The 21,020-nt window shown below is 55.5% G+C and carries 19 protein-coding genes, 1 tRNA gene and 1 pseudogene; 12 read left to right on the forward strand and 9 right to left on the reverse strand.

Going from position 1 to position 21,020, the window contains the following annotated elements:
• Positions 1-4 precede the first annotated feature (4 nt).
• Positions 5-1,030, forward strand: a complete 1,026-nt coding sequence (locus BM069_RS12435; protein WP_093324094.1) for an SDR family NAD(P)-dependent oxidoreductase — start codon at positions 5-7, stop codon at positions 1,028-1,030.
• Here BM069_RS12435 and BM069_RS12440 read toward each other — a convergent pair whose 3' ends face one another.
• The gene (locus tag BM069_RS12440) at positions 1,031-2,920 is read right to left on the reverse strand and encodes a polysaccharide biosynthesis protein (RefSeq protein ID WP_093324096.1); all 1,890 of its coding nucleotides are present in this window, start codon (positions 2,918-2,920) and stop codon (positions 1,031-1,033) included.
• 345 nt (positions 2,921-3,265) lie between these two features.
• Here BM069_RS12440 and BM069_RS12445 point away from each other — a divergent pair, with 345 nt between their 5' ends.
• From BM069_RS12445 to BM069_RS12475, 7 genes are all read left to right on the forward strand, one after another.
• Positions 3,266-4,366: a polysaccharide biosynthesis/export family protein gene (locus BM069_RS12445; RefSeq protein ID WP_093324097.1), complete on the forward strand. Its 1,101-nt coding sequence runs from the start codon at positions 3,266-3,268 to the stop codon at positions 4,364-4,366.
• 139 nt (positions 4,367-4,505) lie between these two features.
• Complete coding sequence (gene galU, locus BM069_RS12450) at positions 4,506-5,399, forward strand: UTP--glucose-1-phosphate uridylyltransferase GalU (RefSeq protein WP_093324099.1); 894 nt, start codon at positions 4,506-4,508, stop codon at positions 5,397-5,399.
• Positions 5,400-5,431: 32 nt separating this feature from the next.
• On the forward strand, positions 5,432-6,415 hold the full coding sequence (gene galE, locus BM069_RS12455) for a UDP-glucose 4-epimerase GalE (protein WP_093324100.1): 984 nt from the start codon (positions 5,432-5,434) through the stop codon (positions 6,413-6,415).
• Positions 6,375-7,643: a glycosyltransferase family 4 protein gene (locus tag BM069_RS12460; RefSeq protein WP_093324102.1), complete on the forward strand. Its 1,269-nt coding sequence runs from the start codon at positions 6,375-6,377 to the stop codon at positions 7,641-7,643. The genes galE and BM069_RS12460 overlap by 41 nt, the downstream gene beginning before the upstream one ends.
• A gap of 50 nt (positions 7,644-7,693) precedes the next feature.
• Positions 7,694-8,704, forward strand: coding sequence for a glycosyltransferase family 2 protein (locus tag BM069_RS12465; protein ID WP_093324103.1), 1,011 nt, complete (start codon positions 7,694-7,696; stop codon positions 8,702-8,704).
• A complete protein-coding gene (locus BM069_RS12470; protein WP_093324105.1) occupies positions 8,701-10,398 on the forward strand; it encodes a DUF5927 domain-containing protein in 1,698 nt (565 codons plus the stop codon). Before BM069_RS12465 ends, BM069_RS12470 begins: the two co-directional genes overlap by 4 nt.
• A 6-nt stretch (positions 10,399-10,404) precedes the next feature.
• On the forward strand, positions 10,405-11,829 hold the full coding sequence (locus BM069_RS12475) for a sulfotransferase family 2 domain-containing protein (protein ID WP_093324106.1): 1,425 nt from the start codon (positions 10,405-10,407) through the stop codon (positions 11,827-11,829).
• 43 nt (positions 11,830-11,872) lie between these two features.
• Here BM069_RS12475 and BM069_RS12480 read toward each other — a convergent pair whose 3' ends face one another.
• The 7 genes from BM069_RS12480 to BM069_RS12510 form a co-directional block, all read right to left on the reverse strand.
• Complete coding sequence (locus tag BM069_RS12480) at positions 11,873-12,337, reverse strand: PTS sugar transporter subunit IIA (protein ID WP_093324107.1); 465 nt, start codon at positions 12,335-12,337, stop codon at positions 11,873-11,875.
• 42 nt (positions 12,338-12,379) lie between these two features.
• Entirely contained in the window at positions 12,380-12,949 is a 570-nt protein-coding gene (gene hpf, locus BM069_RS12485; protein ID WP_093324109.1) for a ribosome hibernation-promoting factor, HPF/YfiA family, read from the reverse strand.
• 235 nt (positions 12,950-13,184) lie between these two features.
• On the reverse strand, positions 13,185-13,943 hold the full coding sequence (gene lptB / locus BM069_RS12490) for an LPS export ABC transporter ATP-binding protein (protein ID WP_093324110.1): 759 nt from the start codon (positions 13,941-13,943) through the stop codon (positions 13,185-13,187).
• 2 nt (positions 13,944-13,945) lie between these two features.
• Positions 13,946-14,422 (reverse strand): lipopolysaccharide transport periplasmic protein LptA, encoded by a 477-nt coding sequence (gene lptA, locus BM069_RS12495; protein ID WP_093324111.1) that lies wholly within the window; start codon positions 14,420-14,422, stop codon positions 13,946-13,948.
• Between the two features lie 5 nt (positions 14,423-14,427).
• A complete protein-coding gene (locus BM069_RS12500; protein WP_093324113.1) occupies positions 14,428-15,042 on the reverse strand; it encodes a hypothetical protein in 615 nt (204 codons plus the stop codon).
• Between the two features lie 6 nt (positions 15,043-15,048).
• Complete coding sequence (locus tag BM069_RS12505) at positions 15,049-16,023, reverse strand: KpsF/GutQ family sugar-phosphate isomerase (protein ID WP_093324114.1); 975 nt, start codon at positions 16,021-16,023, stop codon at positions 15,049-15,051.
• Positions 16,023-16,634, reverse strand: coding sequence for a ribonuclease D (locus BM069_RS12510; protein ID WP_093324116.1), 612 nt, complete (start codon positions 16,632-16,634; stop codon positions 16,023-16,025). The genes BM069_RS12505 and BM069_RS12510 overlap by 1 nt, the downstream gene beginning before the upstream one ends.
• A gap of 59 nt (positions 16,635-16,693) precedes the next feature.
• Between BM069_RS12510 and BM069_RS12515 the strand changes: the two genes are divergently transcribed.
• The 3 genes from BM069_RS12515 (at position 16,694) to BM069_RS12525 (ending at position 18,884) form a co-directional block, all read left to right on the forward strand.
• Positions 16,694-17,518, forward strand: a complete 825-nt coding sequence (locus tag BM069_RS12515) for a BUD32 family EKC/KEOPS complex subunit (protein WP_093324117.1) — start codon at positions 16,694-16,696, stop codon at positions 17,516-17,518.
• A gap of 236 nt (positions 17,519-17,754) precedes the next feature.
• Positions 17,755-17,830, forward strand: a tRNA-Thr gene (locus BM069_RS12520).
• Between the two features lie 328 nt (positions 17,831-18,158).
• Positions 18,159-18,884 (forward strand): hypothetical protein, encoded by a 726-nt coding sequence (locus BM069_RS12525; RefSeq protein WP_093324118.1) that lies wholly within the window; start codon positions 18,159-18,161, stop codon positions 18,882-18,884.
• A gap of 251 nt (positions 18,885-19,135) precedes the next feature.
• Here BM069_RS12525 and BM069_RS12530 read toward each other — a convergent pair whose 3' ends face one another.
• A complete protein-coding gene (locus BM069_RS12530) occupies positions 19,136-20,845 on the reverse strand; it encodes a DUF5906 domain-containing protein (protein WP_139216197.1) in 1,710 nt (569 codons plus the stop codon).
• On the opposite strand from BM069_RS12530, the pseudogene BM069_RS19660 reads away from it, so the two are divergent.
• Positions 20,753-21,013: pseudogene (locus BM069_RS19660) on the forward strand (transposase); the annotation flags it as partial. The gene BM069_RS12530 and the pseudogene BM069_RS19660 overlap by 93 nt on opposite strands.
• Positions 21,014-21,020 lie beyond the last annotated feature (7 nt).

The raw sequence follows: 21,020 nt of genomic DNA on the forward strand, positions 1-21,020 counted from the left end.
GAGCATGACACAACAACAGCGCACTGCATTGGTGACGGGGTCGGCAGGCTTTATCGGCTATCACACCGCGAAGGAGTTGTTGGCGGACGGCTGGCGGGTGATCGGGTTGGATGCCATGACCGATTACTACGATGTGACGCTCAAAGAGCGTCGCCATGCCATGTTGCTTCAGAATCCGGGTTTCGCAGCCATCAAGGCCCGGCTCGAGGAGCCAGGCAAATTGATGGATATTTTTGCCGAGTACAGGCCGGATGCGGTGATCCATTTGGCGGCACAGGCCGGTGTGCGGTATTCGATTGACGAGCCGCGATCCTATGTGGAAGCGAACCTGATCGGAACCTTTGACTTGCTAGAGGCCGCGCGGGCTTATCCGCCGGCGCATATGCTGATGGCTTCGACCAGTTCGGTCTATGGGGCCAACACCGAGATGCCCTATGCAGAGACACACAAGGCAGACAGCCAGATGTCGTTTTATGCGGCCACCAAAAAGGCCAACGAAGCGATGGCGCATTCCTATGCGCATCTCTATGGCGTGCCGATTACCATGTTCCGGTTCTTCACCGTGTATGGGCCGTGGGGGCGACCGGATATGGCGCTTTTCAAATTCACCAAGGCGATTTTGGAAGGACGAGCGATCGACGTTTACAACCACGGCGATATGAAACGTGATTTTACCTTCATCGACGATTTGACGCGGGGCATCGTGAATTTGATCGAAGCCGTTCCGGCAGCGCCGGATGCTCGTGAGCAGGAGTTTGAGAACGACAGCTTGAGCGCCGTAGCGCCGTGGCGCGTTTGCAATATCGGCAACGGGCAACCGGTGCAGTTGATGGACTATATCAAGGCGATTGAACTCGCGCTTGGGCAGGAAGCCGAAAAGAACTTTATGCCAATGCAGGCTGGGGATGTGCCTGCAACTTGGGCGGATGCGGGATTGCTGGAGCAATTGACCGGCACCATTCCGAAAACGCCTGTCCAAGAAGGTGTGGCAAAATTTGTGGCGTGGTATCGCGACTTCTACAGCGTTTGATCAGCTTTTGCCCGTCATGGTGCGATTGGCGAAATTGGCATCCTCGGCGGATTCCACCCAGCGCATCATGGTGGTTTCCAGAAGCTCGGCGTCGCGTGTTTCCACCGCGCGGCGCAGATCCTGAAGCGCGCCTGCGATCTCAAGCTCGGACAGGTAGCTTTCCTGCGCTCTCAGGATTTTCTGGTGTGGTGTGGTCAGCATGTCAGAGCCAATTAGAAGCTCTTCGTGAATTTTCTCGCCCTGTTTTAACCCGGTGATTTCGATTGGAATATCCCCATTGGGATCACGTTCGTCCCGAACAGTGTAGCCGGCCGCCTCGATCATTTTGTGGGCAACGTTGAGGATTTTCACGGGCTGGCCCATGTCGAGAACAAACACATCTCCGCCCCGCGAGAAAGATCCGGCGAGCAGCACCAAACGGACCGCTTCGTCGACGGTCATGAAATAACGTGTGACTTCCGGATGGGTAACGGTGACTGGGCCACCGTTGCGGATCTGGTCCTGAAACAAGGGGATCACGGAACCTGAGGAGCCCAACACATTGCCAAAACGCACCATGGAAAACTTGGTGGTCTGCGAGCGGGTCGCAAGATCCTGAATCACCAACTCAGCCAGCCGTTTTGAGGAGCCCATAACAGATTCCGGCCGAACGGCCTTGTCTGTGGACACAAGAATAAAGCGGCGCACGCCTGCGCGGCGGGCTTCTTCGGCAACGACACGCGTGCCAAAGACGTTGTTGCGCACACCTTCGAATGCGTTGCCCTCTACGATGTTGACGTGTTTGTAGGCGGCGGCATGAAACACCACATCAATCTCGTGTGCTTCCAGAGTTTCACGGATCAGTTCTGTCAGGCCGACAGATCCAAGGACCGCGGTGAGTTTGACGTTGAGGCCGAAGTCCTCAAGCTCGCGCTGGATTTTATATAGCGCGTGTTCGCTGTGATCGAGCAGCACCAATTGCGCCGGTTCGAGGCGGATGATCTGTCGGCAAAGTTCAGACCCGATGGATCCACCGGCGCCGGTCACAAGAATGTTGTGGCCTCGATAGGTGGAGTCTGAGGCCGGAAGGTCCGTTTCCAGAGCGTCGCGCCCCAAAAGCGCGTGGAGTTTCACTGGAGCGGCGTTGGTAACCTTTTCGCCGTGCAGAACGATGTCAGAGAAAGAAGGCAGAGCCAGGACTTCGCAGTTTAGGCCGCTCAGTTTCTTTGCGAGCCGCAGACGCACGGCCTGATCCGATGATGGCATCGCGAGGATCACACGGTCGATGCCAATTCGACGCACAAGCATGGGGATGTCATTGGGGGAATGCACCCGCAGTCCCAAGATCGACAGGCGGTGCAGATTGGGGTTGTCGTCAACAAAACACGCCCCTTCAAATTCGTCATCTGTCCGTAGCGCGGCCGCAAGCTGTTGCCCGGTTTGGCCGGCGCCGTAGATCAGCACCAGTTTGCGCTCAAGCCGGCTGGAATAAATTCGGGACACAATTTTGCGCAGGATCACCCGGTTGCTTACCGACAAAACGGCAAAAATGATGCCCGAGTTCAGGAGCGCCGCAAATGGAATGTGTGGGAAAATGCTTGTGAACTGGCTGAGAGCTTCTGCAACGATGATCAGGGTGCCGGAAATGATCAAGGTATGACCGATGTCATCCATACCGTAGGCATTGAGCTTGATACGGTGCAATCCAAAGAAGCTCATCATGCCGGCGGCGAGCGGGAGCAGGACGGCAAGGTACCAAAGCAGATCCGGTAGGCGAAGGGATTCGCCCGTCCTTGTGCCGATCAAAAGTGCTCCAATCACGCAGGAAATGCAGACAAGGGACAGGTCAGTGCCTAAGAGAATTTTCCCTTTTTGAGAACGTTTTAAAGTGGTTACAAATTCATAAAGCATAGCTATTCTCAAATTAGGCGGGTGAGACAAAGGCGAACTTTCGCCGCCCTTTTAGCATCACTCAAAACGTTCTGTTAACCTACTATAGCACCGTTGTTCGTACAGTGCGGAATTCCTGCAATTGGCTTTTGGGGGTGCTGGCTCGAGAACTGATCGTGAAAATATGGGGCACATTTGGCATCTACGGGTGCGTTTCAAAAGCGGGGACACCTGAATTGCGAAGTGCGGAAGAAAATTGAGAAATTCGGCGGCTGAATTGCGCAAGAAAGTAGCCAAAGTAGTCTAAAGCTGTCATTTAACAATCGCAAGAAAGTGCTGTGCGCTGCAATAACTGGGGCAATGTGAATGAAATCCAAGGCTGCTTTGGCGGTGATGTTGTTGGCGCTTGGCGTGTTGACTGCGTGTTCGTTGCCGCGCGGCGGACCGGTTGCTTCTGAGATTATTGGACAAAACAAGCCTGAAGATATCGTGGTCGAAGAAGTGACCCGCGCTTCTGTGGCCCAGATCGAGAAATGGCCCTCTGCGGGCTGGCACGGACACTATCACTGGTTCTCGCGGCAACCTGGCCCAAACAACCGTCTGATCCGGCCGGGTGATTTGGTCATCCTCACGATTTGGGACAATCAGGACAATTCGCTTCTCCTTGGTCCGGAACAGCGCAGCGCGCCGTTGCGACCTGAAGAAGTCGCGTTAGATGGCACGGTTTTTGTTCCATATGTCGACAACATTCAGGTGAATGGCCTGACCCCTCAGGAAGCACGGGAAGTTATTCAGGAACGTCTGACACCAATTGCACCCTCTGCTCAGGTGCAGATCGAGGTACAATCCGGCCGCCGGAATTCGGCCGATCTGGTCACTGGTGTCAAAAATCCCGGCACATATCCCTTGCAGGACCGGAATGTGTCGATCTTGTCATTGATTGCGCAGGGCGGTGGCATCGATGGCAATGTCGAGAACCCTTTGGTTCGCTTGATGCGTGACGGAAAAGCCTACGAGATCCCAGTGGATAGCCTATATAAGGATCCCGCAAAGAATGTGATCATTCGAGGGGGAGACCAGATTCTGGTGGAGGAGGAAGAACGATTCTTTCTCGCATTGGGTGCCACGCAATCAGAAAAACAGGTTTTCTTCCACAAAGAGCGCATATCCGCGATGGAAGCCTTGTCGCTGCTTGGGGGTTTGACCGATACGCGGGCCAATCCACAGGGCATATTGGTGTTGCGGGAATATCCGGAGGACGCGGTGCGCCTGGATCGGTCTGGCCCCTCGACGCGGCACGTTGTGTTTGTTTTTGACATTACAAATGCCGACGGTGTGTTTGGCGCGCGAAATTTCCGAATTCAGCCTAATGACATTGTAATGGCATCAGAATCTGCCGTAAAACCAGCGCAGGCGGTGATTGCGTTGGCCGGATCGCTGTTTGCTTTGAACAACGTTTTTGATTGATTTGGGTTCTTGAAGTATATCGCCCAAGAGTGCGAATTTTGTTAGGATTTCTCCCGCCGGAATTGATGTCCAGGCGGACATAGTATTGGTAACAGGGAGGCTAGAATGCCTACGGACGAACGAGAAGAGTGAGTGACACATGCGTAGAAAAGTGACCAAAGCAATTTTTCCAGTTGCGGGGCTTGGCACTCGATTTCTTCCAGCAACGAAGGCTGTTCCTAAGGAAATCATGACGCTGGTGGATCGCCCCTTGATCCAGTACGCGATTGATGAGGCCCGTGAGGCCGGTATCAAGGAATTCATCTTCGTTACGTCCCGCGGAAAAGGTGCGCTTGAAGACTACTTTGATCACACTCCCCAACTTGAGCAGGAATTGCGCAAGAAGGGTAAGACCGAGCTGTTGAAGACGCTCAAAGCGACCAATATGGACAGCGGGGCAATTGCCTATATTCGCCAACACAAGGCGCTTGGCCTTGGTCACGCGGTGGCTTGTGCACAGCGCCTGATAGCCAACGAACCTTTTGCTGTGATTTTGCCGGACGACGTGATTGCCGGTGAGCAGGGCTGTCTCAAACAGATGGTGGATGCCTACAACGAGACCGGCGGCTGCATGGTGGCTGCGATGGAAGTGCCGCCAGAGAAGGCCTCTTCTTACGGTGTGCTGGATGTAAAAGAGGACATGGGTGCGTTGGTGTCGGTCAAAGGCATGGTTGAAAAACCCAAGGCCAATGAGGCGCCGTCCAATCTCGCGGTGATTGGGCGTTATATCCTGACGCCTGATGTGTTGCGCAATCTAAACAAGCAAGAGAGCGGCGCAGGTGGTGAAATTCAGTTGACCGACGCGATTGCCAAAGAGATTGAGATGGAACGCAACGTCTATGGCTTCCGATTCAAAGGCCAGCGGTACGATTGCGGATCCAAGGCAGGTTTCTTGCAGGCAACTGTGGCTTTTGCTTTGGCGCGGGATGATCTGCGTGACGAACTTGAAATGTATCTGGAAGAGATGCTTGCGGCTCGACGCGCGGCGCAATAATCCCATAGTCAGATAAGACGGGGAGGGTTGGCGTGACCAATGTTTTGGTGACCGGAGGGGCCGGATATATAGGCTCTCACGCGTGCAAGGCACTTCGGGATGCTGGGTTCACACCTGTGACCTATGACAATTTGTGTACCGGATGGCAGGACGCCGTAAAATTTGGCCCGTTTGAACAAGGCGACTTACAAGATCGCGCACGGCTGGATCAGGTTTTCTCCAAATACAGCCCGATTGCCGTCATGCATTTTGCAGCGCTGAGCCAGGTAGGCGAGAGCATGCAGAAACCTGGTCTGTATTGGCACAACAATGTGGGCGGTTCTCTGTCCTTGCTTGAGGCGGCAGTGGCTGCCGGATGTTTGAACATTGTCTTTAGTTCGACCTGTGCGACCTATGGCGACCACGACAACGTGCTATTGGATGAAACCGTCGCGCAACACCCGATCAACGCTTATGCCAGTTCAAAGCGGGCGATTGAGGATATGTTGAGCGACTTTGAAGGTGCGCATGATCTGCGCAGCGTTGTGTTTCGGTATTTTAACGTGGCCGGAGCCGATCCGGAGGCAGAAGTTGGCGAGTTTCATCAACCAGAGACACATTTGGTGCCGCTGATGCTGGATGCCATTGCCGGCAAGCGCGATGCTCTGACCATCCATGGTACAGATTATGACACGCCGGACGGCACTTGCATTCGCGACTATGTACATGTTTGCGATCTGGTGGATGCGCATGTGCTTGGCTTGCGGTGGTTGCTTGATGGCAAGAAGAGCCGCGTATTTAGCCTTGGGTCTGGCACGGGCTTTTCGGTGAGAGAAGTGGTGGATCAATCGCGGGCCGTGACCAATCAGGCTGTGCCGATCAAAGAAGGCCCGCGCCGTGCAGGAGATTGCACCAAACTGGTTTCCGGCTCGACACGTGCCGAAAAAGAGCTAGGCTGGACGCCAACACGCTCCAAAATGGACATCATGATCGCCGATGCATGGAGATGGCATCAATCCGGCCATTACGACCGCTGACCCTTCGGCCAGACTGATTGAGCTGACTCGGGTGCTCGCCTTGAAGGGGCGGCCACCGACGGGCGTGGATCGTGTGTGTCTGGCCTATTTGCGTGCGGTGGTTTCGGATGTGGTTCCAGCCTGGGGTTTGGCGCGGACAAAAGCCGGTTATGTTCTTGTTAATAAAGAGGGAATGAATGCGCTTCTGGCTCGGCTTGAAGGGCGGACCCCATGGGGTGAGAGCGACTGGATTTCACGTGTGACGCGCGACGCAGAAAACCCACGTCGCGAGACAGAGGCAGATCTCAGGCGATTGCGCACAGCGCGCTGCACCCGATCGTTTCTTGGTCGCATGTTGAGGCGGTATTTGCCTTCTGGCACTGTCTACATCAACGTTGATCATGCCAATTTTTCGCAGCGTGTTGTGAACGCTGTCAAAAGCATCCCGCACGGCAAGATTTCAGTGTTTTTGCACGACACAATCCCATTGGATTTGCCGGATTTTGAAGCGTCCAAACCGTCTCTTGAATTCGCGCGTCTTTTTGAGCGCGCGCGCAGGAATGCCGATGTGTTGATCGTCAATTCAGAGGTCACGCGACAGGATGTGATCCGTCATATGTCCCGTGCCGGGGACGTGCCGGAGATTGTCGTGGCACATCTGGGTGTGGAAGGGGATTTGTTCCAAATCGTGAACAATCAGCCGAATTTGGTGTCCGCGCCATATTTTGTTGCTGTGGGAACGATTTCACCGCGCAAGAACCACGGCTTTCTTCTTGATATTTGGGACCGGATGGCAAAGGAGCAGACGGCCGAGTCCTTGCCGCATCTGGTGATCGCTGGGCGTCGCGGATGGAAGAGTGACGAACTGTTCGCCCGATTGGGCAACAGCCCCCTTAGAGGCGTGTGCGTCCATGAGTTCAACAGCTTGGATGACGCGGCCCTCGGGCACCTCGTGGCAGGGGCGTCGGGACTGGTGTTTCCAAGTATTGCAGAAGGTTTTGGCCTGCCACCAGTTGAGGCAGCGGCGGCAGGGGTGCCCGTGGTCTGTAATGATTTGCCTGTGATGCGGGAAATTCTCGGCGAATATCCCATTTACGCAAGCGTTACAGACAGTTATTCATGGATTCAGGCAATAAGAACTTTGGCGCAGGCTGATCGGGACGTGCAGGACGCGAACGGTCGGCCTCAGGCGCGTTTTGAGGTGCCGACCTGGGAGGCGCATTTCAACACCGTCTTAAGGGTCACATGATAGCCCAGATGGGTGCGCCGTGAGAGGCAGAACAAGGAAGAGTTAACGGGTTGGGTGTTTGGCAATCATATCGGCTTCGGGTCAGACGCCGTTACCGGCTGGGCCGCGCAATTCGCAAGCGCCGTGAGTTGCGGTCGATTGTCAATCGGACCGGCAAGATCAAACGCGATGATCTGCTTTTGTTTTCCACTCAGCGCAACGAACAAATTCGCCTGCCGTTCTTCTTGGATTATTACCGGAACAAAGGCGTCGATCATTTCCTGATCGTGGACAATGACAGCGATGATGGCTCGCTTGAATATCTTTCGGAGCAACCGGATGTATCGGTTTGGCACACGCGCAAGAGTTATAAGCGGTCCCGCTTTGGTGTGGATTGGCTGAACTGGCTGCAGTTTCGGTATGGCCACGAACATTGGTGCCTGACCGTCGATCCGGACGAGTTCTTTATCTATCCCTTTTGTGACACACGCCCGATCAAGGCGTTGACGGATTGGCTGGATGCCTCTTCGATCAAATCCTTCAGTGCGATGTTGTTGGATATGTACCCACGTGGCCCGATCACCGAGCAGCCTTACCGGTCCGGGCAGGATCCTCTGGACATCGCCTGTTGGTTTGACGCCGGCAATTATACGATGTCGAAGAATCCGCAGTACGGCAATCTGTGGATTCAGGGCGGGCCACGGTCGCGGGTGTTCTTTCCCGACGATCCGGAACTGGCGCCGGCGCTCAACAAAATTCCCTTGGTCAAATGGAACAGGCGCTACGCCTATGTGAGTTCGACCCACATGCTGCTGCCACGAGGGCTTAATCAGGTGTATGATGAATGGGGCGGGGAGAAGGCCTCCGGCCTGTTGCTGCACGCCAAATTTCTCGACACGTTCACCGCAAAGGCCGAAGAAGAATTGCTGCGCAATCAGCATTACTCGGCCAGTGTCGAATATAAAGCTTATGCCGAGCGCCTGCGGGACAATCCCGAGCTGTGGTGCAAGTGGAGTGAAAAATACATCAACTGGCGCCAGCTTGAAATTCTGGGCCTCATGTCCAAGGGGAACTGGGCATGAGTGTTGGTATTCTGATGTTGGTGCACACTGCGTTCGGCCGTGCCGAGCAGGTGGCACGACATTGGAACAAATACGGCTGTCCGGTGGTGATCCACGTGGACGCAACAGTGAAGCAGAAGCAATACAAACGGTTTGTGAAAGCGCTTGAGGATTTGCCGGACGTGAAGTTCTGCAAGCGACACAAATGTGAGTGGGGTGCTTGGGGGCTGGTGGCGGCGGCACAGTCTGCGGCGGAGATGATGCTTGAGGACTTTCCAAGTGTGCGCCACGTTTATCTGACCTCGGGGTCGTGTCTGCCTCTGCGCCCTGTGCAAGAGTTGAAAGATTATCTTGCCGCCCGCCCAAGGACAGATTTCATCGAGAGCGCGACAACTGCAGATGTGCCTTGGACGGTTGGTGGTCTGGATGCGGAACGGTTTACGCTTCACTTCCCGTTTTCTTGGAAGAAGAACCGGTACTTGTTTGACAAATGGGTCGATATTCAGCGGTTTCTGAGGATCAAACGACGCATTCCACACGGGATTGTCCCACATATGGGCAGCCAGTGGTGGTGCCTGACACGGCAAACACTTTCAGCCATTCTGGAAGACCCCGAACGGGCCACATTTGACAAATACTTCAGTCGTGTCTGGATTCCCGATGAAAGCTATTTCCAGACTTTGGTCCGGCTCTATTCAACGAAAATCGAAAGCCGTTCTCTGACGCTGTCGAAGTTCGACTTTCAGGGCAAGCCGCACATTTTTTATGACGACCACCTACAGCTTTTGCGTCGGTCCGACTGTTTTGTGGCGCGCAAGATCTGGCCGCGCGCGAACAAGCTTTATAACGGGTTCATGAGAGACCCTGAGGGCGCCATCAAGATGAGCGAGCCCAACCCCGCCAAGATCGACCGGATTTTTGCCAAGGCGGTGGAGCGCCGGACCAAGGGGCGGACCGGTCTTTATATGCAAAGCCGCTATCCCAATGAGGGTTGGGAAAACGGCATGACCTTCGGGCGCTATTCGGTGTTTCACGGGTTTGCCGAGCTGTTTGAAGATTTTGAACCTTGGCTGTCACGCGCAACAGGTGCGCAGGTGCATGGCCATGTGTTTGCGCCGGAGAGGGCAGAGTTCTCGGGCCGGCAGCGTGTGATCAACGGCGCGCTCAGCAGCTCTCCGAAGCTGCGCGATTACAATTCCATAGCCTTCCTGTCGAACCTGATTTGGAACACACGCGGCGAGCGGCAGTGTTTTCAGGTTGGCCCCAGAGATGAGGGCGCACCGGTGTGGTTCATTGCCAAAGATCCCAATGCACAAGTGAGTGTGATTTCCGGGGCGTGGGCGGTGCCTTTGTTCAAGTCCAATCTGAATTTCACCGAAATTAGGGCTGAGGCGGCACGATTGCAAAAGCTGGAAAACGAACAGTTGTTTGCCTTGAGATCGCCCTATGCCAAGGCGCGGGTGCGGATTTGGACTATGGCTGAGTTCATCGAGGCCCCAATGGAGCCGTTGCAGACGATCATCGACGAGATTGGCATGGACCGTGCCCGCCGTCTGGCAGAGGCCCCGCGGATGGCTGACCTGAGCGGGTTTGGTCAATTCCTGCAGAACCTCAAAAATCAGGGGATGCATCCCTATCTGATGGGCGATTTCCCTGTCGAGCAGCCTGAAGGCGGACAAAAGAAGCCACCGCGCAAACCCTATTTGGTGCAGTAAAAACCCATGTCCAAGTTTGATTATTTCGTCGTGTTTGCAGAGATGCGCACAGGGTCCAATTTTCTCGAGACCAACATCAATGCTTTTGACGGGCTGAATTGTCATGGTGAGGCGTTTAACCCCCATTTCATCGGCTATCCGAACCGCGACGACGTGCTGGGCGTCACCTTGGAGCAACGGACGGCGGATCCAATGGTCTTGCTTCGCGCGATCAAGGAAGAACCGGACCATTTGTCGGGGTTTCGATATTTCCACAACCATGATCCGCGGATTCTCGACACGATCCTGAACGACGAGCGCTGTGCCAAGATTGTTCTTACCCGCAATCCGCTGGACAGCTATGTGAGCTGGAAAATTGCGCAAGCTACCGGACAGTGGAAGCTGACGGATGTGCGGCGTCGGCGGGACAGCAAAGTGCGTTTCGATGGGGCAGAGTTCAAACTCCACGTCGAGGATTTACAGGATTTTCAGGTCACGTTGATGAAGGCGCTGCAGACCAGCGGGCAAACGGCGTTTTACGTGGCCTATGAGGATCTGCAGGACATTGACGTGATGAATGGCCTCGCTCGGTATCTTGGCGTGGACGAGGTGCTGCCAGCGCTCGACAAGTCTCTGAAGCGACAGAACCCGAGTGCGCTGTCGGAGAAAGTGTCCAACTTTGCGGAGGTGTCTTTGGCGCTGGCGGATCTGGACCGGTTCAATCTCAACCGCACTCCGAATTTTGAGCCCCGCCGAGGGGGCGTGGTGCCGAGCTATCTGGCGGGGGCCGTCGTGCCGCTTCTGTATATGCCGGTGCGATCTGGGCCCGAGGCCGAAGTGGCGCAATGGCTGGCCGCGTTGGACCATGTGCCCGAGACGTCTTTGTTGACGGATTTTTCGCAAAAAACCCTGCGCAAGTGGAAACGAGGCAACAAAGGGCATCGCACGTTCACCGTGGTGCGCCATCCCGTGCCGCGCGTTCATGCGGCATTCTGCGAGCGTATTCTGTCGACCGATGAAGGCAGCTATACCAAAATCCGCAACACGTTGCGCAAGACTTACAAGTTACCAATCCCCAAGGACGGACCAGACCCGGATTATGATGTGGAGGCTCATCGCACAGCGTTTCTGGCGTTCCTTGATTTTGTAAAAGCGAATCTTCTGGGTCAAACCAGTATTCGGCAAGATGCCCATTGGGCGACTCAATCGGGCGCAGTGCGGGGATTCGGTGACATGGCGCTTCCGGATATGATCATTCGTGAGGAAGAAATGGCCAGCTATCTTCCTGCTTTGGCGATGCAGGTGGGGCGTAAATCGGTACCCGATCCCATTCCGGCGGCTCAGGATGCGCCGGTGTCTCTAGAGGCAATCTATGACGCGGAGATCGAAGCGCGGGTGCGTGAGATTTACCAGCGGGACTATATGATTTTCGGTTTTGAGAACTGGCGCTGACGGGCAGAAGGCAGGCGCCGTAGGGCCGGTTGGTCAGGCGGTTTTAGGCCGCCTGAACCTTGTCGTCTTGGGTCAGGATCGCGAAAAGCGTTCCGGCATCCTGATTGGCGCGAAGTTTGGCGCAAACGGCGGCGTCGCGCAGGCTGCGAGACACACGGGCAAGCGCTTTGAGATGTTCGACGCCGGCATCTTCCGGCGCAAAAAGTGCAAACGCAATGTCCACGGGCTGACGATCTACCGCGTTGAAATCAACAGGCTTTTCCAAAAGAATAAAGGCGCCAAGGACGCTGTCGATATCGGTCAGGCGCGCGTGCGGCAGGGCCACACCGTTCCCGACACCGGTGGGGCCGAGGTTTTCACGGTCCTGCAGGGCCTCGACCACGCGGGACGCGGACAGGTCATATGCCGACGCCGCGAGGTCGCCGAATTCTTGCAGCAAACGCTTCCTGCTTGAGGCGGCAGTAACAACTTTCACCGCCTCTGGCCGGAGGATCGTAGATAGGTCCATCTTGCCTGTAACTCCGGATTGGGGGCATTGCCCCCAACCGCATTATGTCTGCGGATCAACCCAGCCGATATTGCCGTCCTCACGGCGATAGACCACGTTCAATCCACCTTTGCTTTCGTTCTTGAAGACCAGCACAGGCGCTCCGGCAAGTTCCATTTGCATCACAGCTTCGCCGACGCTCAGAGATGGGATCTTGGTTTCCATCTCGGCGACGATCACCGGTTGCAGGGTTTCGGGCTCGGCCTCATGTTCTTCAGCTTCAGGCGCGAGGATATACGAGGAAGCGCCGAAGAGTTCAACCGGGTCTTGGCGCTCCTTATGGTGGTCTTTCAGGCGGCGCTTGTAGCGGCGCAGTTGTTTGTCCATTTTTTCGCCACAGCCGTCGAATGCTGCATAAATATCGACTGCGTGGGATTTGGCCTGAGCTGTCAGTCCGGTGGACAGATGGACGGTGGCTTCACAGACGTATTCATGTGCGCTTTTTGAGAAGACAATATTCGCGTCGGTCGGTCGGCCGGCATATTTTTCTAGAATACCACTCAGCTCGGTTTTTACGTGGGTCTGCAGGGCTTCGCCGACGTCGATTTGTTTTCCGGTGATTTGATAGCGCATCCTGTCTCCTTTTCGATGACATGTCGGACCACGGGCAAAAAACGCCCGTCAAATGCTTTAGATCCGAATGCTGGAACTCGACACCTTGCACCGTGTTGCGCGATCCGGCACCGAAAAAACGGAGGACGGGATCACAGCATGGGGTGGCCGAGGTGTCATAGTGTTTATTTGAGTATCAGGACCGCCGAGAGTCAATGACGGGGATCAACTTTGCGCCGGAATTTGCCAGCCGGACTTAAGAAATCCTAAAGTTATCACCAAGATAGACGCGGCGGACATTTTCATTTTCCACCACTTCCTCGGGGGTGCCGGACATCAGCACTTTGCCGTCGTGCAGAATGTAGGCGCGGTCCACGATCTCAAGAGTTTCGCGGACGTTGTGATCGGTGATCAAGACGCCGATGCCCCGCTTTTTCAAGTCCGCCACCAAATGACGAATGTCGCCTACGGAAATCGGGTCAACGCCGGCAAAGGGTTCATCCAAAAGCAGATATTTCGGATCAGCGGCCAAACAGCGTGCGATTTCAACGCGCCGACGCTCTCCGCCGGACAAGGCCAAAGCTGGCGCACGGCGCAGGTGTTCAATGGAGAACTCGCTCAGGAGTTCCTCAAGACGTTCACGACGTTTGTGTCGGTCTTTCTGCGTGATATCGAGAATCGCGGTGATGTTGTCTTCGACCGAAAGGCCCCGGAAGATCGACATCTCTTGGGGCAAATAGCCAATACCCAGCTTGGCGCGGCGGTACATCGGAAGGGTGGTGGCATCCAGACCATCAATCACCACGCGCCCGCCTTCTGGCTGCAAGAGCCCTGCAACCGCATAGAATGTCGTGGTTTTTCCTGATCCGTTCGGCCCCAACAGCGCGACCACCTCACCGCGGTTGAGTTCCATAGAAAAGTCGCGGATCACCACACGCTTGCGATAAGCTTTACGAAGGCTTTCGACCTTCAGGCCGGATTGGCCGTCTGTTATGGCAAGGTCCGGTTTTGCCATGTTCACTGGTTCCTCAGGATCGTTTTGACCTGACCGTGCATCTGGGCGGTGTTGTCGTTGAGGTTTACAGACATGCTGTCGGCGGTGATGGTTGTGGCCTGTTGAACCACCATGACATCACCGGACATCACAACGGAGCCGTTTTCAATGCTATATTCTGCTTTCTGGGCTTCGGCGGCGTCACTGCCTTGCACCAAGAGCACATTTCCTTCGGCCACGAGGCGGGCGATCCCGACCTGACCTTCTTGATAGAAGACGTTCACTTTGTCGGCGGTCATATGCATCGCGCCTTGTGTGATTTTGACATCGCCACTGAACACGGCGCTGCCGTCATTCTGGTTTACAGAGAGGCTTTCTGCGGTGACTTCCACGGGAAGGGAGCTGTCTTGCTTCATGTCGCCAAAACCGACCTTGATCCCCTGAGCTGAGGCGAAAGCAGGGAAAAAGCTTACGGCCATAATGAGCAGCGCGCGCAGCATAGTTATCAATCCTTTGTAGTCACTGTTGGCGTGTATAACAGGCGCACGCCGTTTGTGAAAAACAAATAGACATCATCGGCCTCGCCGGCAGGTCGAATTGCCATGCGACCGGATTCAAGACGTCCGATACCCGTAGTGGCCACCACATCTCCGCCGCTCTCGGCGCGGACTTCCTGAACACTCATGACCATGGTTCCGGTTTCCAACTCGAAGCCGTTTGAGGTCGAGATGGTCACGCCTTTGTCCAGAACAAGTTCCTTGAACGTCGCATCCATTTCGCCATGTGTGGCGATGATGGAGATGTTGTTGCCGTTGCTCATGGAGATCTTGGCATTCAGGTCGTTGGCGATTGTGCGTGATGAATCGTCAGCGTCTGGGTGTGCCGTGGTCGCGGTGACGGCAATGATGTGGCCTTGCGGCGTCTGTGCGGAAAAGGATGGTGCGGTGATCTGTTGATCCCGCAAACGTTTTTCCAATTCGATATCGGCAAAAGGAATGGCGCTTTCGAGGTCAACATCGCGCGGTACCAAAAAGAGGGTCGCCAGAATAATCAGAGCAATCAGCGGCAGGACAACCTTCAGGAAGGCCACAACGTTGGAATATGTCAGGCCACCCGCCACGAGGGGTTAGCCCAGCCCTGCGCGGAGGCAGTCGTGGATGTGCAGAATGCCCTCGGGTGTGCCGGCGCCGTCGGGGTCGACCACAAACAAACAGGTGATTTTGCGCTGGTTCATGATGGCAACGGCTTCCTCGGCTAACGCTGAGGGGGCGATTGTTTGCGGATCGCGCGTCATTACATCTGCGGCTGAACGCTCAAGCAGGCCAGTCATATGGCGTCGCAAGTCGCCGTCGGTCACGATGCCAGACAGTGTGCCGTTTTCTCGGGTGACGCCGACAACACCAAAGCCCTTTTGGCTGATCTCGATCAGGGCATCAGACATGGGAGTTTTTTCGGAGATCAGAGGTACAGATCCCCCTGCGTGCATCAGGTCACGCACGCGGCTGAGTTGCGCGCCGAGTTTTCCCCCTGGGTGGAACTCGCGAAAATTCTCCGGCGTGAATTTACGATGCTCCATCAAGGCCACTGCCAAAGCGTCTCCCAAGGCCAATGTCATCGTGGTCGATGTGGTGGGCACGACGCCGGTGCCGCAGGCTTCTTCCGCTTTGGGTAGGATCAGGCCGATGTCGCTTTGTTTGATCAGCGTGCTTTCGGCGCGGCTGGCGACGCCGATCAGCGGGATATTGAAGCGCCGCGTATAGGCCACAAGGTCGGCAAGTTCCGGCGTTTCACCGGAGTTGGACAATACGAGCGCGACGTCGCCTTGTGCCATCATGCCTAGGTCGCCATGGCTGGCTTCGGCGGGATGCACAAAATGCGCAGGTGTGCCGGTCGAAGCAAACGTGGCCGCGATTTTGCGCGCGATGTGGCCGGATTTGCCCATGCCTGAGACAATCACTCGTCCCTTTGCCGACAACAAGAGCGCCACAGCATCGCCGATCTCGGCTCCCAGACTGTCACCCAGTAGGCGCAGAGCTTCGGTTTCGATCGACAGCACGCGTTGAGCTGTGGCGAGGAAGGTATGTTTGTCCTGCTCGGTCATCAGTGTGAAAAAATGTCCTGTTCGGGCCAGCCGGCAATATCAAGCTGCGCTCGCATCGGGAGAAAGTCAAAGCAGGCCTGTGCCATTTCGGTGCGGCCTTCGCGGGCCAAGCGTGTGTTGAGCTCTTCGCGCAGTCGATGCAGATAAAGCACATCTGACGCGGCATAGTCGAGCTGGGCATTGGTTAGTTCGGGCGCGCCCCAGTCGCTCATCTGTTGTTGCTTGGAAATGTCTACGCCTAAAAGTTCCTGCAACAGGTTCTTCAGGCCGTGGCGATCAGTGTAAGTGCGGATAAGCTTGGACGCAATTTTGGTGCAATAAACCGGCGCTGTCACGGCGCCAAAGGTATTGAAGAGTGCGGCGATGTCAAAGCGGCCAAAATGAAAGAGTTTGAGCACTTTGGAATCTTGCAGCATTTTTACCAGATTTGGCGCTTCGGTCTGCCCAATAGCCACTTGCACAAGGTGCGCGTTGCCATCGCCGCCAGACATCTGGATCACACAAAGCCGATCCCGATGCGGGTTAAGCCCCATGGTTTCACAGTCGATGGCCACAATGGGGCCAAGATCAAGCCCGTCGGGCAGGTCGTTTTGATACAGGAAATTCGCCATTTGCGCCTCGGTGTCTGAGTTGACTAGCACTTACGGTGTCTTGCGGGACGTTTCAATGTTTGTTGGCCGAAGTTGGCAAGCCGAAGGGGCGATCCGGCACCCCTGTTGTGGCGGTTTGGCGATGCTCCTATATTGCCGATATGGAAGAAAGACCTCCCTTCACCGTTGAAGACGAACTGCGCATGTTGGTGGAAACCCGTGCCCGCGAGGCTGCACCGCGTGTGGAACGTGTCGAGACACAGCATGGCGTGTTCTGGATAAAGAGACCCGAACGTTTGTCTTTGAGATATCGTTTGCAAAAGGGCGATCCCCGTAAGGCGTTTGAACGCGAGCGTCTTGGGTTTCACGATCTGAATGCCGCTAATGGGCCGGCGCCGCATTTGGCATTGGAGGGGCAGGATTTTATCGTTCTACCGGATTGCGGCCCGAACCTGCGGCACAGGCTTGCCATCGAGGAAGATGCAGACACTCGGCGGGGTTTGCTTATGGATGCGGCCCGATCTCTGGGGGACATGCATGCGCTCGGCTTTGCCCATGGTCGACCCAGTCCAAAGGACATGTGTCGCCTGAATGGACAGGAAGTTCTGCTGGATTTTGAGCGGTACGACCGACGCAACAATTCGCTCAAGGGGCAGGCGCGGGATCTGGTGATTTGGGCCTTCAACGTCGCCGCCCATTCACCCCAGATGTTGTCAGACCTGCCAGAGGCACTTGAGGTGCACGGCAATGTCGCTCCAGCTGGTTTGCGGACCGCTGCGGAGGAGTTGTGTCACAAGCTGGTGTGGGCCGATTGGCTTACCAAACCCATTCAAAAACGCCCAGGCAACAAGTCGCGGGAGTTTAAGGCGATTCCTGCCGTGTTGCAGCTTTTTGGGGTTCGGTAATAGAGGTCTTGGGAATTCCGTGGCGCGTGGTCGGTGGGTGGAATTTGGTGCGAATTAAGCTTGCCCAGTGCACAAGCCGGTTGTAAGAACGCGCCCGGAGCCGCTGTAGCTCAGCTGGTAGAGCACGTCATTCGTAATTAGCGGGTCGATCCGCGATTGACGTTTAGGACCAGTGAGTTAGAGAAGGCGCACGGTAACTAGTAGGGCCATAGTAGGGCCGCGGAAAAGAGAAGAAGGCCCCATTAGCTCAGCTGGTAGAGCAGGTCCTTCGTAAGGACAAGGTCGGCGGTTCGAGTCCGTCATGGGGCACCACTCTTCTCAACACACCACCAAATTTAGCACTGGAATCAACGCCTTCGGCAAGCCCGCAAGGTGACGTTTGCGCTTTCGATTTTCAGACATACGGGCTAGGCTACGCTCAGGATTGGCAAACAGAGCCGGTCTCGGGGCGTAGTAACCCCTCCAAGAGCGGTCGGTGTCGACCGTAATGACACTTCCTCGAACCCTATGGTCGGGGAGGCACTGGCGTATGTCCAGGGCTCCGGCCTAAAGGCCAGCGCGGTCGTCTCTTGGCGGCTTACTAACTCCCCGGCTGCCAGAGGTAACTCTGGTGGCCGATTTCGTTAGTAGAGGAGCCGTTATGAGCAACGCTGATTTGAAGAAACAGGGAACAACCATCGTTGGTGCCTTTGTGCGTTCCCAGACATTGATTTTGGAACTTATCGCCTTTGGTTTTGCTCTGTATCTGCTCCAGCAGAGCAACGTGACCGCACAAACCTTGGTGGCAATGCTGCTATTCTGCGTGTTCGTCTTTACTCTGATCACTGGCAAAGGCGTGCCGCATTTCCGCCATCGCGGCAAAGCCCTGCTGTTTCTGATTGCGGCAGGGTTCTTCTCCTTACAGGGCGCGGTTATGTTCGACGAACAACGCGAGGCTCGTTGGGCCGACCTCCGCGAAAGTGATCCCGCCGCGTATCTGCAAGAACTGCGCGAGGTGGATGCAGACAGATGGTTTTCCGAACTGAGCGAGTTGGACCCGGAAGCCCATGCAACTGAGGCTGCAAGGCGCACCGCACAAGCCCAAGCAAACCGTCTTGCCGAATGCTCCAACGAAAAAATCGCGCTAGCCTATGTCATGATCCAAGAAGATGTACGCCGGTCACTGCGAGCGCCATCGACGGCGGAATTTCCGGGTCGCTTCGGCGTGGGGACACGAAACATGGGAAACTGCATCTATCGGGTTGTCGGACACTTCGATGCCCAAAATGGCTTCGGCGCGATGATACGCGGAACATTTACCGGCACGACCGAGTATTTCCCGGAGCGCGGTAGCTGGCGCACCCTAACCTTAGATGTGCAAGGGTAAGCCAAAAAGGCACCACCACACGTCCGCAGGCGTCCTTCGAGTGGCTTAGTGGGCCGCCCGGAGGTACGCCCACCGCATACCCTAAACCGCCGCTGCTCAGCCCGCATGTTTCGTTCATTTCCCTTGCGCAAGAAGGAAGAAAAAGAGGTGCTTGTATAGGTAGTATAAGGTGTATTGGGAAAACTGGTGACCACCACGACAGCACAAGAGAGGGCGGCCCAAAGCCGCCCCGTTTGCCTATTTCACCTATATCAAAAGGGTGGTTCGCCACCGCCTCCGAAATCACCATAGTCGTGCGGGGGATCAACGTCGTCCTGCCATTCATCGACGTCCTCAGACCAAGGGATCGGCTGCCCGATATAATCCTCGAACATTGCCCGGCAATCGCGCAGAGGCGGGAAGTGATAGCGCATGGAGCGCACCACCTTCGGCTCGCCATGCGTGCTGTAGCCGGTGATAAACTTGCCGCTCTGAACCTTCCTGAGACCGGAGAAGACCTTTCCGAGGTCACGACCGAACAGCGTTTCCTGAACATACTGAGCGCTCGGGTGAGACCGTTTCATGTCCGAGTACATCGCTGCGATTGTGGTGATGCCGGGGCCGTTTCCCGGGGCGTCGGGCTGCGGAAGGATACCCGTGTCCAGCATCTGATAGACGTACTTCTCCACCGGTCCTTGTGCCTGAATGATCTGATCGAACAACTCGGGCGTGCGGATTGTTTTCCGGGGGTCAGGCCCCATGGAAATATCACGCTCGAGAAGCTCATGCAGCATGGCTTCGAAGCCGCCCGCATTCATCTGTTTTGCGATGGCCGCGAAGTAGGCTTTATCTTCACGCTTCCGGTCGGAGACTTCGAAAACCTGCCAGCGGCGGTCGCCAATGTCGGCAGGAACGACCGACCGCTCATTGGAAGTGACCATGAAAATCATGTGATTGTTGAGCCAGATCGGGTCGACACCCTTTCGCTCAATCATGATCTGGGGTTCGGTCAACATCGTCTTGATCACACCCGCGTTCTTGCGATCACCGCCAAACATGGCTTCGTCTACGTAGACAAATCGCCGCCCCTCCATGTGCTGATTAAAGCGACCTCGTACGTGATCATCCTTCGTGATCGACACAAAGTGCGGCATCCAAAGCTGACCGTAAGCGTTGGCAAGAACACCTTTACCTGTGCCGGGGAGGCCCTTGAGAACCGGGGCAGTACCGATGACAAGTGCGGGCTGCTGGACGCCCAGCGCCAACCAATTCATCAACCAGCCGAAGTATTCGTCGTTTCCACCGCAGATGTTGTCGAAGATGTGGTCTTTAAGTTTGCTCCAATCCCCAGGAATGGGCTCGACTGCGAAGCCGCGCCACATGTTCCAGACGTGATCATTGTGGCCCGGCGGCAGAGCGGGATCGAAATCCACTTCGTGATAGTGGGCGGCAAACTGGTGCTGCATCCAGTACCGGGCCTTGGGCCGCCAAGTTGTGTTGCCGTTGTCGTCTGTAACGGGGAACTTTTCGGGTGCCAGCCGATCCTCAAACGGCCCTTTGCCTAGCAACGACAGCACTTCATTGCTCACACTGTTCTTCAAAATAATCCGTGTCGTGGTGGCATAGGTCAGAATGCCAAACCGGGAATTCATTTCGCGGACAAGGGAATGCGTCGGCCCGTTCCACCCACGCTCTTTTGCGAGCGCGAAGACAGTGCCAATTGTCAGGCTGCCGTCAGGTTCGAAACCGTCCCACTTCAACGCGGATTCATCTCTACCTTCGTACTTAGAGGACTTCCTTGCCCATTCATCCCAGACATCGGTAATCCCCCCGAAATTTAGGTGTGTCTGAAAGTAGAATTTTCTCGAATGATGAAAGAGGAGATTCTGATGAAAAAGTCGAAGTACAGCGATGCACAGATCATGGCGATCCTGAAGCAGGCAGAGAACGGTGTGCCGGTCTCTGATCTGTGCCGAGAACACGGCATGAGCAGCGCAAGCTTTTACAAATGGCGATCCAAGTATGGCGGGATGGACGCCAGCTTGATGGCGCGCATGAAGGAACTGGACGAAGAGAATAAGCGGCTCAAGAAGATGTATGCTGAGAAAAGCATGCAGAACGATTTGCTGAAGGAAGCGCTTGGAAAAAAGTGGTGAG

Origin of the sequence: Shimia haliotis, assembly GCF_900114415.1 — a bacterium.
GTDB lineage: Bacteria > Pseudomonadota > Alphaproteobacteria > Rhodobacterales > Rhodobacteraceae > Shimia > Shimia haliotis.

Excerpts from the sequence above, each read along its gene's own strand:
- BM069_RS12435 (WP_093324094.1), top strand. The coding sequence starts at position 5 with ATGACACAACAACAGCGCACTGCATTGGTGACGGGGTCGGCAGGCTTT.
- BM069_RS12440 (WP_093324096.1), bottom strand. The coding sequence starts at position 2,920 with ATGCTTTATGAATTTGTAACCACTTTAAAACGTTCTCAAAAAGGGAAA.
- BM069_RS12445 (WP_093324097.1), top strand. The coding sequence starts at position 3,266 with ATGAAATCCAAGGCTGCTTTGGCGGTGATGTTGTTGGCGCTTGGCGTG.
- galU (WP_093324099.1), top strand. The coding sequence starts at position 4,506 with ATGCGTAGAAAAGTGACCAAAGCAATTTTTCCAGTTGCGGGGCTTGGC.
- BM069_RS12460 (WP_093324102.1), top strand. The coding sequence starts at position 6,375 with ATGCATGGAGATGGCATCAATCCGGCCATTACGACCGCTGACCCTTCG.
- BM069_RS12470 (WP_093324105.1), top strand. The coding sequence starts at position 8,701 with ATGAGTGTTGGTATTCTGATGTTGGTGCACACTGCGTTCGGCCGTGCC.
- BM069_RS12475 (WP_093324106.1), top strand. The coding sequence starts at position 10,405 with ATGTCCAAGTTTGATTATTTCGTCGTGTTTGCAGAGATGCGCACAGGG.
- BM069_RS12480 (WP_093324107.1), bottom strand. The coding sequence starts at position 12,337 with ATGGACCTATCTACGATCCTCCGGCCAGAGGCGGTGAAAGTTGTTACT.
- hpf (WP_093324109.1), bottom strand. The coding sequence starts at position 12,949 with ATGCGCTATCAAATCACCGGAAAACAAATCGACGTCGGCGAAGCCCTG.
- lptB (WP_093324110.1), bottom strand. The coding sequence starts at position 13,943 with ATGGCAAAACCGGACCTTGCCATAACAGACGGCCAATCCGGCCTGAAG.
- lptA (WP_093324111.1), bottom strand. The coding sequence starts at position 14,422 with ATGCTGCGCGCGCTGCTCATTATGGCCGTAAGCTTTTTCCCTGCTTTC.
- BM069_RS12505 (WP_093324114.1), bottom strand. The coding sequence starts at position 16,023 with ATGACCGAGCAGGACAAACATACCTTCCTCGCCACAGCTCAACGCGTG.
- BM069_RS12510 (WP_093324116.1), bottom strand. The coding sequence starts at position 16,634 with ATGGCGAATTTCCTGTATCAAAACGACCTGCCCGACGGGCTTGATCTT.
- BM069_RS12525 (WP_093324118.1), top strand. The coding sequence starts at position 18,159 with ATGAGCAACGCTGATTTGAAGAAACAGGGAACAACCATCGTTGGTGCC.